The 13,292-nt window shown below is 51.6% G+C and carries 8 protein-coding genes, 1 tRNA gene and 2 rRNA genes; all 11 read left to right on the top strand.

From position 1 onward, the window contains the following. Positions 1–18: 18 nt before the first annotated feature. Complete coding sequence (gene ruvX / locus ACE6F3_RS02780) at positions 19–426, top strand: Holliday junction resolvase RuvX (RefSeq protein WP_080775283.1); 408 nt, start codon at positions 19–21, stop codon at positions 424–426. 21 nt (positions 427–447) lie between these two features. After that, a complete protein-coding gene (gene tgt, locus ACE6F3_RS02785) occupies positions 448–1,626 on the top strand; it encodes a tRNA guanosine(34) transglycosylase Tgt (protein ID WP_324665009.1) in 1,179 nt (392 codons plus the stop codon). Positions 1,627–1,716: 90 nt separating this feature from the next. Beyond that, a complete protein-coding gene (locus ACE6F3_RS02790; RefSeq protein WP_324665011.1) occupies positions 1,717–2,859 on the top strand; it encodes an iron-containing alcohol dehydrogenase in 1,143 nt (380 codons plus the stop codon). 265 nt (positions 2,860–3,124) lie between these two features. Further along, positions 3,125–6,075 (top strand): 23S ribosomal RNA (locus ACE6F3_RS02795). A gap of 100 nt (positions 6,076–6,175) precedes the next feature. Next, a 5S ribosomal RNA gene (gene rrf / locus ACE6F3_RS02800) occupies positions 6,176–6,293 on the top strand. 179 nt (positions 6,294–6,472) lie between these two features. Then, positions 6,473–8,947: an ATP-dependent Clp protease ATP-binding subunit gene (locus tag ACE6F3_RS02805; RefSeq protein ID WP_041340825.1), complete on the top strand. Its 2,475-nt coding sequence runs from the start codon at positions 6,473–6,475 to the stop codon at positions 8,945–8,947. A gap of 219 nt (positions 8,948–9,166) precedes the next feature. Further along, on the top strand, positions 9,167–10,555 hold the full coding sequence (gene radA / locus ACE6F3_RS02810) for a DNA repair protein RadA (protein WP_324665013.1): 1,389 nt from the start codon (positions 9,167–9,169) through the stop codon (positions 10,553–10,555). Further along, the gene (locus tag ACE6F3_RS02815) at positions 10,542–11,225 is read left to right on the top strand and encodes a 2-C-methyl-D-erythritol 4-phosphate cytidylyltransferase (protein ID WP_058292929.1); all 684 of its coding nucleotides are present in this window, start codon (positions 10,542–10,544) and stop codon (positions 11,223–11,225) included. The genes radA and ACE6F3_RS02815 overlap by 14 nt, the downstream gene beginning before the upstream one ends. A 5-nt stretch (positions 11,226–11,230) precedes the next feature. Continuing rightward, positions 11,231–11,704, top strand: coding sequence for a 2-C-methyl-D-erythritol 2,4-cyclodiphosphate synthase (gene ispF, locus ACE6F3_RS02820; RefSeq protein ID WP_010935868.1), 474 nt, complete (start codon positions 11,231–11,233; stop codon positions 11,702–11,704). 3 nt (positions 11,705–11,707) lie between these two features. After that, positions 11,708–13,084, top strand: a complete 1,377-nt coding sequence (gene cysS / locus ACE6F3_RS02825; protein WP_324665016.1) for a cysteine--tRNA ligase — start codon at positions 11,708–11,710, stop codon at positions 13,082–13,084. Between the two features lie 102 nt (positions 13,085–13,186). Continuing rightward, positions 13,187–13,262, top strand: a tRNA-Ala gene (locus ACE6F3_RS02830). The last annotated feature ends 30 nt before the right edge of the window (positions 13,263–13,292 follow it).

Here is a 13,292-nt window from a genome sequence, read left to right on the forward strand (position 1 = left end):
ATAGGCCGTATACTGGCTCTGGACGTGGGTGACAAGTGGATAGGGGTGGCTTTGAGCGACCCCTTGCGGATACTGGCTTCGCCTTTGGTTATCCTCCGGCGTGACAATGATGTAAAGACAGTGGAAAACATTGAAGCTTTAGTCAAAACCCACCAGCCGGATTTGCTTGTTGTCGGCTTGCCGGTATCTCTGAACGGGACTATCGGGCCTCAGGCGGAAAAGGTAAAAGCCTTTAGCGGGCTGCTCTCACAGAGTTTAAATACCGAAATTGTTTTCCGGGATGAACGCTTCTCCACAGACGAAGCCCGCCGCAAAATGAATGACAGCGGCAAAAACAATAAAACCGTCCGGGATGATGCGGCTGCGGCCGCAGTTATTTTGCAGGATTATTTGGACGAGACCAATCCGCCCTGCTTCCAGCCTTAAATATTCAAGGAGCATACGCTTTTGGATAAATCCTTTATATTAAATAAAACCAGTCCCCGCAGTTCTGCCCGCCGCGGCCGGCTGCTCACAGCCCACGGCCAGGTGGAGACGCCTGTTTTCTGCCCGGTAGGCAGCCAGGCCACTGTTAAGACCCTTACCCCCGAAGACTTAAAATCTGTAAACGTGAACATGATACTCTCTAACACCTATCACCTCTATCTCCGCCCCGGCATACCCGTGGTCAAAGAGATGGGTGGTTTGCACAAATTTATGAACTGGGACGGGGTTATTCTGACTGATAGCGGTGGCTACCAGATATTTTCACTGGCCAATCTGCGAAAGCTGGATGAGGGCGGGGTCAGTTTTCGTTCCCATATAGACGGCAGCACCCGTTACATTACCCCCGAAGATGCGGTCAGCTTCCAGCAGGACTTGGGTTCGGATATTGCCATGGTGCTGGACGAATGTCCCCATTCCGAAGCCTCCGAGAATGAGGTTTTGGCGGCTATGGAACGCACTCACCAGTGGGCAAAACGCTGTCTTGCCGCCCATACCCTGAAAAGCCAGCATCTTTTTGCCATTGTTCAGGGGGGGCTTTCCCCCGTACTCAGGCAGCAGTCTGCCGAATATCTGGCTTCGCTGGATTTCCCCGGTTATGCCCTGGGCGGGCTTTCTTTGGGTGAGCCTAAGGATATTACCTTTGAAACAGTCCGCCATACCCTGCGTTTTCTGCCCGGAAACAAGCCCCGCTACCTGATGGGAGTGGGTGCGCCGGAAGATTTGCTGGAAGGGGTAAGCTGCGGGGTAGATATATTTGACTGTGTACTGCCTACCAGAGTGGCCCGCAACGGGGCTTTTTTCAGCCGCCTGGGCAGGCTTAATATCCGCAATGCCTCTTTTGCCACCCAAAAAGGGCCGGTTGACCCGGAGTGTAACTGCTATACCTGCCGCAATTATTCGGCGGCCTACCTGCATCACCTGTTCCGCTGCGAAGAAATACTGGCCTACCGGCTGGCTACTATACATAACATCGCCTTCCTGAGCAACCTTATGCAGGAGGTGCGTACTTCTATTGAAAAAGACTGTTTTGAAGAGTTTAAAGGGGATTTCCTGGCCCGCTATCAGCCTACCAACGAATCTGTCCGTATTGAGCAGAAACAGAAATGGCTCTCCGCCCGCAGCGGTGAAACCCCTTCCTAGATATTATCTGGCGGCTGTCTTGCGGCAGGGATAAAAAACGGGAGGTCAGGGGGCTGTTTTAACAGTGCTGTTTTCTGTTATTATATTTTTATGATAACAACATTTGAGCTATCCACCCGCATTATCTTCGGGGTGGGCAGCATAAGCAGCCTTAATCACGAAGCTTCACTGCTGGGCAGGCATGCTTTGCTGGTCACCGGTAAAAATTCGGTACGCCGTTTAGGCATACTGGAACGGGCTTTATTTTTACTGAAAGAGGCCTGTATTCAAACCACCCTGTTTGACAGGGTAGAGCCCAACCCCCGTTCATCTACGGTAGATGAGGCTATTGCCTTAGCCAGAGAGAAAGGGATAGACCTGATTATTGCTCTGGGCGGCGGAAGCGCTATGGATGCCGCTAAGGCCATTGCTTTCGGGCTGGCCTGTGAAGGACCTGTTTGGGATTACATAAAACAGGGAGAGTACCCTGAGGGTGATTTTCTGCCTCTTATTATGATACCCACCGTTGCCGCCAGCGGCTCGGAGGCAAACGGGAATGCGGTTATTTCCAACTGGGAAAAGCATGAAAAAAGGGTTATTTCCGATAGCCGTCTTCAGCCCAAAGTATCTCTGGTAGACCCCCTGCTGACCCTCAGCCTGCCTTCCCGCCAGACAGCCCAGGGCGGAGTAGATATATTCTGCCATCTGGCAGAACCTTATCTGACCGCCGCAGATGATGCTCCCCTGCGGGACGGAATGGCTGAGCTGGCCATGCGGTTGGTAACAGAATATTTACCCAAAGCGGTTAAGACCCCGCATGACCTTCAGGCCCGCACCCAGCTTAGCTGGCTTTCAACTATTGCCTGTTCCCAGTTTATGTCACTGGGCGGCAGAAGCGGCGGCATGACCATGCACGGCTTGGAGCATGCCTTAAGCGGTTACTATGATATTGCTCACGCTGACGGTTTGGCTGCCCTTTTGCCGGCTTATATGAGAAACCTTTACCCGGTGCGGCGGCACCGTATAGAAATGCTGGGGGAAAAAGTATTCGGGCAGACAGACGGGATAGAAGCAGTTGAAAACTGGCTCAAAAAAAATAATATGGGTTTCAGCCTGAAAGAGCTGGGGGTTTCCGAAGCTAAAATTGATGAAATGGCGGCGGCGGCAATCGTGATGTCACCCTGGGTGAAAAACCACCCCGGGCTCCTTGACAAGAGGGTGGCTGCAAGTCTATACTCTGATGCTTTTAATTAAGCGCCTTTTACACAGCTTAAAAATCTGAAAAAATCTCCAAGGTTTTTCCCGCTGAACGTGGGGTCGCCCTTGACAGCGGCTGAAGCAATGGGATATAATACCCTTCGCCTCTGAATGAGGCAGAGAGATAAATGATAAAAATAGCTACATAAAAATTAGTTTAAGGTGAATCCAAGCTCGCGGCTTGGTAATGTTACCAAGCCGCTTTATATTTGTTACGCACTTTAAAAACTGAATACTACGGGTTAATATCAATTCCGAAGCAGGTCAAGCAGGTAAGGGCACATGGTGGATGCCTTGGTATCAAGAGCCGATGAAGGACGTGGTAAGACTGCGATAAGCCTCGGTCAGCTGTCTAACAAGCTTAGCCGGGGATTTCCGAATGGGGCAACCCGCTCAGGCAAAACCTGGGTACTCCCAGCTCAACACATAGGCTGGGTAGAGGTAAGTGGGGGAAGTGAAACATCTCAGTACCCCGAGGAAAAGAAATTATTCTCCTAGTAGCGGCGAGCGAACGGGGATGAGCCCAAACCTTGTAATCTTAGTGGTTCTGTGACCTATGTTTACAAGGGGTTGAAAGAAGAATCTGGTTTGTGCAGAGCAAACCGAGAAGTTACAAACCTAACCCTATTAGAAGGTCCCTGGAACGGGCAACCACAGAGGGTGAGAGTCCCGTAAATTAAAGGGTATAGGCTTCTGATTCTTTCTTGAGTACCACGAGACTCGTGGAATCTCGTGGGAATCCGCCGTGACCACATGGCAAGGCTAAATACTCTTGATGACCGATAGTGAACTAGTACCGTGAGGGAAAGGTGAAAAGCACCCCGAGAGGGGAGTGAAATAGAACTGAAACCGTGTGCCTACAAGCAGTCAGAGGAGCGTAAGCTCTGATGGCGTGACTATTGAAGAATTATCCGACGAGTTACTCAGTGCAGCTGGTTAAGCAATTAAGTTGCGCAGCCGAAGCGAAAGCGAGTCTGAATAGGGCGTTTTAGTTGTACTGAGTAGACCCGAAGCCGGGTGATCTATCCATGGCCAGGGTGAAGTGAAGGTAATACTTCGCGGAGGCCCGAACCAGTCAACGTGGCAAAGTTGTTGGATGAGCTGTGGATAGCGGTTATATGCCAAACGAACCCGGGGATAGCTGGTTCTCCTCGAAATGCATTTAGGTGCAGCCTCAGGCGTTCATTAATGGAGGTAGTGCACTGGATAGACTAGGTGGGAGAGATCCTGTCAACTCTAACCAAACATCGAATGCCATTAATCAAAGCCTGGGAGTGAGACTATGGGGGCTAAGCTCCGTAGTCAAAAGGGAAACAGCCCAGACCATCAGCTAAGGTCCCTAAGCGCAGGCTAAGTGGGAAAGGAAGTAGCATTGCCTAGACATCCAGTAGGTTGGCTTAGAAGCAGCCACCCTTTAAAGAGTGCGTAATAGCTCACTGGTTGAGTGGTGTTGCGCCGACAATCCAACGGGGCTTAAGCCTGTCACCGAAGCTATGGATCTACCTATATGGTAGATGGTAGAGGAGCGTTCCCTCGGCAGTGAAGCAGGAGTGTAAACAACTGTGGAGCTTAGGGAAGTGAGAATGTCGGAATGAGTAGCGCAAGGCGTGTGAGAAACACGCCCACCGTAAACCTAAGGTTTCCTACGCAAGGTTAATCCGCGTAGGGTTAGTCGGACCTAAGCCGAGGCCGAAAGGCGTAGAGCGATGGACAGCAGGTTATTATTCCTGCACCACCGTTGTGGAGGTAAAGGGGGGACACAGGAGGATAGATCAGGCATGCCCATTGGACATGGCGTGTCGCTGAACCCTAGACGTTTCAGAATAGGCAAATCCGTTCTGGAGTTAAGTTGAAGTTCAGTGGAAGGTGCGGAGAGATCCAAGCCAATCTGGTTGAGTCCAAGCTGTCGAGAAAAGCCTCGTTACTGTTGAAGCAATGGTGACCGTACCGCAAACCGACACTGGTAGGTGGGGGTAAATGTCCCAAGGTGATCGAGATAACCCTCGTTAAGGAACTCGGCAATCTAGCCCCGTAACTTCGGGAGAAGGGGTGCCCTCGCGAGAGGGTTACAATAAAGTGGCTCGAGTGACTGTTTAACAAAGACACAGGTCTCTGCAAAAGCGAAAGCTGAAGTATAGGGGCTGACACCTGCCCAGTGCTGGAAGGTTAAGGGGAGGAGTTAGGGCAACCAAAGCTCTGAACCGAAGCCCCAGTGAACGGCGGCCGTAACTATAACGGTCCTAAGGTAGCGAAATCCCTTGTCGGGTAAGTTCCGACCCGCACGAAAGGTATAACAACTTGAGCGCTGTCTTAACGAGGGACTCGGTGAAATTGAATTACCCGTGAAGATGCGGGTTTCCCGCGACTGGACAAAAAGACCCCGTGGAGCTTTACTATAACTTGCCATTGAGTCTGGGTTCATCATGTGTAGGATAGGTGGGAGGCTGAGAAGCCAGGGCGCTAGCCTTGGTGGAGCCAACGTTGAAATACCACTCTTGATGGATCTAGCCTCTAACTCTAGAACAAGCTAGAGGACAGTGGCTGGTGGATAGTTTGACTGGGGCGGTCGCCTCCTAAATTGTAACGGAGGCGCCCAAAGGTTCCCTCAGGGTGGATGGAAATCACCCTAAGAGTGCATTGGCATAAGGGAGCTTGACTGCGAGACATACAAGTCGAGCAGGGACGAAAGTCGGGCAAAGTGATCCTACGGCACTGAGTGGAAGGGCCGTGGCTTATCGGATAAAAGCTACCCCGGGGATAACAGGCTTATCTTGCCCAAGAGTTCACATCGACGGCAAGGTTTGGCACCTCTATGTCGGCTCGTCGCATCCTGGGGCTGGAGTAGGTCCCAAGGGTCCGGCTGTTCGCCGGTTAAAGCGGCACGCGAGCTGGGTTCAGACCGTCGTGAGACAGGTCGGTCTCTATCCGTCGTGGGCGTCTGGAGATTTGAGAGGGTCTTTCCATAGTACGAGAGGACCTGGAAGGACAGACCAATGGTGTGTCAGTTGTTCTGCCAAGGGCATTGCTGAGTAGCCAAGTCTGGTTTGGATAAGCGCTGAAAGCATCTAAGTGCGAAGCCGGCCTCAAGATTAGATCTCCCATCCCGGGCAACCGGGGGTAAGACCGCAGGTAGACTACCTGCTTGATAGGCTGCATGTGTAAGTACGGTAACGTATTAAGCTGAGCAGTACTAATGGTCGAGGGCTTGACCTGTTTCTGAATTGATATAAACCCATGTATTCAGTTAATATAGTGTAAACAAATATCGCTTGGATTAAAGTTAACAAGTGAATTAATAGCGTGCATCCGCTCCCCCGGTGGTTAGAGCGGGGTGGTACCACCCGTTCCCGTCCCGAACACGGTCGTGAAACGCCCCAGCGCAGACGATACTTAGGAGGCAACTCCTTGTGGAAAATATGCCACTGCCCGGGGAGCTTTGCTTTTTTATTCACTTGAAAGCGGGCTCCATTTTCCCCCTCGCTGCACCCATTAAAAACAAGGCCTGTCGAGGGCCTTTTTTTATTTCAAAGCTGATACCCTCTGTTTGCTTTACACTTTCTTTTTAGCTGAGCTATAATAAGATTACTAACCTAGTGAAAGTAAAAAAATTATGTCTAGCAGATTTGATAAATTTTCTGAAAGAGCGCGCCGGGTTCTTACCTATGCACAGGAGGAAGCCCAGAGTCTTAACCATAACTATATCGGCACTGAGCATATTCTGCTGGGGCTGGTTAGGGAAGAAGAAGGCGTGGCCGCCCGCGTACTGGTGAATATGGACGTAAACTTGGCCAAGGTACGTTCGGCTGTTGAGTTTATACTAGGGCGGGGCGAACACCCGGCCACCTCTGAAACCGGTCTTACCTCCAGAGCCAAAAAGGTAATAGAACTGGGTATTGATGAAGCCCGGAATCTGGGTCACAACTATATCGGCACTGAACACCTGCTTTTAGGTTTATTGCGTGAAGGCGAAGGGGCGGCTGCCGGTGTCCTTGAGAGCTTCGGGGTTACTGTTGAAAAGGTACGCACCGAAGTAGGGCGTATTTTGAATCAGGGCTTAAATAAACCTAAAGCCGGCCGGGCAACTCCCAGCCGCACTCCCCAGCTTGACCAGCTGGGCTTTGACCTGACGGCAGCTGCCAGAACCGGCAAACTTGACCCGGTTATCGGGCGTGCCAAAGAAATAGAGCGGGTTGTCCAGATTCTTTCCCGCCGTACCAAAAATAACCCTGCCCTTATCGGCGAACCCGGTGTCGGCAAAACCTCCATTGTGGAGGGGCTGGCCCAGCGGATTGTTTCGGGTGACGTGCCGGAAACTCTGGAACAAAAACATATAATTTCTCTGGACGTGGCCTCACTGGTAGCCGGTACTAAATACCGGGGTGAATTTGAGGAACGGCTTAAGAAAGTTATTGAAGAGATTAAAACCGCAGGCAATATAATCCTGTTTATAGACGAATTCCATACCATGGTGGGTGCCGGTGCCGCCGAGGGTGCGGTAGATGCCGCCAATATCCTAAAGCCTTCGCTGGCCAGAGGTGAGGTACAGGTAATAGGGGCAACTACCCTGGATGACTTCCGCAAATATGTTGAGCGGGATGCCGCACTTGAGCGGCGTTTCCAGCCGGTGCTGGTGGAAGAACCGGCCATTGAAGATACCCTGAGTATACTTCGGGGCATAAAAGAGCGCTACGAAGAGCATCATAAGCTTATCATCAGCGAAGAAGCTATTGTCGCTGCCGCCAATATGGCTGCCAGATATATACCTGACCGCTTTTTGCCGGATAAGGCTATAGATTTAGTTGACGAAGCCGCTTCACGGGTGCGGATAAAGAAACGCACCAAGCCGGTCTCTTTGAAAGAGATGAAAGCCATAGAAGACAGCTACCGCCGGGATAAAGAAGCCGCTTTGGCTACCCAGCAGTACGATTATGCCTCCGAATTGCGTGAGCGTGAGCTTCAGATAGCTGAAAAGATACGCCGCATGGAAGACGAATGGCAGAACGAACAGGCCATGGATAAGCCGGTAGTGGGTGAAGAAGATATTGCCCAGGTAGTCAGCATGTGGACGGGTGTGCCGCTGGTACAGCTTACCGGTGACGAAACCGAACGTCTTTTACATATGGAAGAAGCCCTGCATGAGCGGATTATCGGCCAGGAAGAGGCCATTGTTACCATATCCAAGGCTGTCAGACGGGCACGGGCTGGTCTTAAAGACCCCCGCCATCCCATCGGCAACTTTGTCTTCCTGGGGCCCACCGGCGTAGGTAAAACCGAGCTGGCACGGGCGCTTGCCCAGTTTATGTTCGGTTCGGAAGACGCTTTAGTGCGGCTGGATATGTCCGAATTTATGGAGAAGTTTGCCGTATCCCGTCTGGTGGGTGCGCCCCCCGGATATGTGGGCTATGACGAGGGCGGCCAGCTGACTGAAGCTGTTCGCCGCAAGTCTTATTGCCTGATACTGCTGGACGAAATAGAAAAAGCTCATCCTGACGTTTTCAATATTCTTCTGCAGATATTTGATGACGGCCACCTGACAGATGCCAAGGGCAGACGGGTGGACTTTCGGAATACCATTATTATTATGACCTCAAACATCGGGGCGGAGCTTATCCGCAAGGGCAGCGGGACTATCGGTTTTGCTACCCAGACAGATGAATCAAAGGCTCAGCAGACCAACTTTGAGCATATGAAAGACAAACTGCTGGGTGAGCTTAAGAAGAGTTTCCGCCCGGAGTTCCTGAACCGTATTGACAGTGTGGTGGTCTTCCACTCACTTAATAAAGAGCAGATTCGCAGTATTGTTGACCTGATGCTTAAGAGTGTTATCAAGCAGATGTCTGAAAAGGGTATCGGGCTTGAAGTGACTGACTCTGCCAAAGACTTGCTGGGCAAGAAGGGTTATGACGAGGTTTATGGTGCAAGGCCGCTGCGTCGTACTATCCAGACCATGCTGGAGGACAGGCTGTCCGAGGACCTGCTGCGGGCTAAATTTAAAGCCGGGGATAAAGTGATAGTGGATACTGCTGAAGACGAAATAATTGTCCGTCTGGCAGAGCCAGCCGAACTTAGCCAGGCCACTTCGTAAAGACGGGGCAGGGTATAACTGGTTGTTTTAAGGGGAGTTTTTAAAACTCCCCTTTTTATTTGGTCAGAACACGAGGTCAGGGCGGAAACGCCTTTACGATGCAGGGGAAAACGCAAGGTGGCGTGTACTTTGAATCATATCTTAGCCGCAACATCTGACGCCGTTTTGGGCATCAGTATATCCTTGCGTTAGCGGATTAAATTGTGTAGTCTTTGGTATATGGAAAAAAGCCGTAGAGTTTATGTTTGTTCCAACTGCGGGCGTGAGAGCCTGAAATGGCTGGGCCGCTGCCCCGCCTGTCAGGAGTGGAATACTTTTGAAGAAAAAACGGTTGTTTCGCCCATAGGGCGTAAAAGTGAACCTGCCCGGGTTATCAGCCCGGCGGCAGAGCTTTCCAGTTTGCAGGCAGCCGAAACTACCCGGCGGAGTTTATCCATTTCGGAGTTTAACCGGGTTTTAGGCGGCGGTATAGTGCCGGGTTCGCTTATGCTTTTAGGGGGGGAACCGGGCATCGGCAAATCCACTCTGCTTCTTCAGGTGGCGGCTTCGGTAGCCCAAAGCGGCGGCAAGGTAGTATATGTATCCGGGGAAGAAAACCCCGCCCAGATAAAAATGCGCGCCCAACGCCTGGGCATCAGCGGCGAAGGGCTTTTCCTTATGGCTGAGACTGACCTTAATGCCATTTTAGCCCAGCTTTCAGTCCTCTGCCCGTCACTGGTCGTTATTGACTCTATCCAGACTGTATTTCTGCCGGAGCTTGAGGCCGCACCCGGTGCTATAAATCAAGTGCGTGAGTCAGCCCTCCGCCTGATGCAGTGGGCTAAAAGCAGCGGAGCCAGCGTATTTATAACCGCCCATGTCACCAAAGAGGGAAACATAGCCGGGCCGCGCATACTGGAACATATAGTAGATGTGGTCATGTACTTTGAGGGAGAGTCCCAGAGTGCTTACCGTTTGGTGCGTTCGGTCAAAAACCGCTTCGGTTCTACCAACGAAGTGGGTATATTTGAAATGAAAAGTGAGGGTCTGGTAGAAGTGGCCAACCCTTCCCAGATATTTTTATCAAACCGCCAGGCAAATACGGTTGGTTCGGCTGTAACCGCTGTGCTGGAGGGCAGCCGCCCGCTGCTGGTTGAGGTGCAGGCACTTACCAATACCACCAGTTTCGGTCAGCCCCGCCGCACCGCCAACGGGGTGGATTTTAACCGCACCCTTATGATAGCCGCTGTCCTCTCCAAACGCCTGTCCATGCGTTTAGGTACCCAGGACATAATAGTCAACGCTACCGGCGGTATCCGTCTGGATGAGCCGGCCGCAGATTTAGCTATAGCTCTGGCCATTGCTTCCAGTTACCGGGATACCGGCGTCTGCCCAGAAACCATTGCTCTGGGGGAGATTGGTCTTTCGGGGGAACTGCGGACTATTCCCCATCTGGAAAGGCGTCTTTCCGAGGCCAGCCGTCTGGGTTTTAAGAGGGCTTTAGTACCGACCGGTGCTAACTGCCACACTGTACATAATATCCAGATAATTCCGGTTTCAACTGTCAAAGAGGCGGTGAAGCTGGCACTTACCGGGGTAAAAACGGAGACCGAAGATGTTTTTGAATGAAAAAGTCGGGGCAGTTATTGTAGCTGCCGGCCAGAGCCGCCGGATGGGCGGGCAGGACAAGATATTTGCCCGGCTTTCGGGTAAACCTGTTTTGGCTCACACCCTTTCGGTTTTTCAGCAGTCACCGGAGATAGATGATATTGCCCTGGTTGTATCCGAACACAACCTTAAAAAAGCTAAAGAACTGGTCAAAGAATATAATTTCAGCAAGGTAATTGCTATATGTCCCGGCGGTGAACTCCGCCAGGACTCCGTTTCTTCAGGGCTGACCGCCTTGTGTGATTGCGGCTGGGTGCTTATTCATGACGGGGCGCGCCCCCTGCTTGACCCTGTCTCCATACCCGAAGGGCTGGAAGCGGCCAAACTCTGCGGTTCGGCCGTTGCGGCCGTGCCGCTCAAAGACACTGTCAAGGAAATATCCCCGGAAGGGCTGGTGGAAAAGACCCTGCCCAGGGAAAAACTGATATCTGTCCAGACGCCCCAGGTATTTAGGGCAGACATTATCCAGAAAGCCTACCGCAGGGTGGGTATAACCGCCACTGATGATGCCCAGCTGGTAGAAAAGCTGAAGCTCCCGGTCAAGATATTCTCCGGCGCATATGCTAATATAAAGATAACCACACCCGAAGACCTGCTTATGGCAGAAATACTGCTGAAGAAAGGACGGTGAGCATAATGCGTATTGGAAACGGTTATGATGTACATCGTCTGGCACCGGGGCAGAAGCTGGTGCTGGGCGGGGTGGAAATCCCCTTTGAGTGCGGGCTTATAGGCTGGAGTGATGCGGACGTGCTTACCCACGCCATTATGGATTCGCTTCTGGGGGCGGCGGCACTGGGGGATATAGGGCTTTACTTCCCGCCGGGTGACCCCAAGTTCAAGGGCATATCTTCACTTAAACTCCTTGAGCAGGTAACAGCCTTGCTGGCTGAAAAAGGTTTCGGGATAATAAACGTAGATTCAGTTATAGTAGCGGAGGAACCAAAGCTACGCGGCCATGTAGATACCATGCGTAAACACCTTGCCAAGGCCATGGGGATAGACCCGGGGCGGGTAGGGATAAAAGCCAGCACCTCGGAGCAACTCGGCTTTGTGGGCCGCGAGGAGGGCATGGCAGCCTGGGCAGTGGCCCTCGTAGACGAAAAATAGACTATGAAAATATATAACACTTTATCCGGCAAGCTGGAAGAATTTGTCCCTCTGGAAGACGGCAAGGTAAAAATGTATGTCTGCGGCATAACCCCGCAGTCAGAGCCGCATATCGGCCATGCCATGAGCTATATAAATTTTGATGTAATCCGCCGTTACCTCAGCTACAAAGGCTACCGGGTAAAATATATCCAGAACTTCACGGATATAGATGACAAAATAATAGCCAAAGCCAACGCTCAGGGCATAGAGCCGTCTACCCTGGCCGAAAGAAATATCGGGGTATTTCTGGATGCTATGGCCGCACTCAACATAACCCCGGCGGACTACTACCCGCGGGCCACCCAGGAAGTACCCAAGATAATAGAAATGGTCTCCGGCCTTATAGAAAAGGGCTATGCATACGAGGCAGGCGGCAGTGTCTACCTGCGGGTGCAGCAGGTGGAAGGCTACGGCAAACTGTCCCACCGCACTCTGGAGCAGATGATGGCCGGTGCCCGCATAGAGCCGGGCGAAGAAAAAGAGTATCCCATGGACTTTGCCCTTTGGAAGGCTACCAAGCCGGGAGAGCCTTCTTGGGAAAGCCCCTGGGGATTGGGACGCCCCGGCTGGCATATTGAGTGTTCGGCCATGTCTCTGCGTTATCTGGGAGAGCAGATAGACATACACGGCGGCGGGCAGGACCTTATTTTCCCCCACCATGAAAACGAAATAGCCCAGTCCGAATGTTTCAGCGGGGTCAAACCCTTTGTCAAATACTGGCTGCATAACGGTCTTCTCAAGCTTGGCGAAGAGAAAATGAGCAAGTCGCTGGGTAATCTGGTCACCATAAAAGAAGCCCTCAGCCGCTATTCGGCTGATGCCCTGCGTATCTTTGTACTCAGCTCCAGCTACCGTAACCCGCTTACTTACTCTGAAGAAGCTCTGGAAGCGGCCGAAAAAGGGGCGGAACGCCTGCGCCAGACAGCCGCCAGACAGGATAATCCCCAGTTACAAGAAATAAATGTAGATGTTAAAACATACCGTGAGCGGTTTACCCAGTATATGGACAATGACTTTAACACCTCAGCCGCTCTGGCTACTATCTTTGACCTCAGTAGGGAGCTAAACCGCATTGAAGCAGAAGGCGGCAAAAGCACACAAGGGCAAGAACTGTTTAAAGAACTTGCAGATATCCTCGGGCTGAGTCTAAAAATAGCAGAACCCGAGACTGGGACCGATGCCGTACCTTTTATAGAGGTGCTGATAGAACTCAGAAAAGACCTGCGTCTGGCAAAGCAATACCAGTTGGCAGACAAAATCCGTACCAGTCTGGATGCCGCCGGGATACTTCTGGAAGATTCTGCCGGCGGCACTATATGGAAAACAAAAACCAAATAACCGCCGAAGATTTCAGTATAACTATTGACTCTGCGGTTTCGCTGTAAAGCTAAAAAAAGTTGCACTTGGTGTCCATTTGTGATAGATTATCTATCTGTTGCTGGGGCCGTAGTTCACTTGGGAGAACGTTTGACTGGCAGTCAAAAGGTAGAGGGTTCGAATCCCTCCGGCTCCACCATAAAGCTAAAAACAGTCCGGTAGCCAAAAA

Source organism: Dehalococcoides sp. THU4, assembly GCF_043231265.1.
GTDB lineage: Bacteria > Chloroflexota > Dehalococcoidia > Dehalococcoidales > Dehalococcoidaceae > Dehalococcoides > Dehalococcoides mccartyi.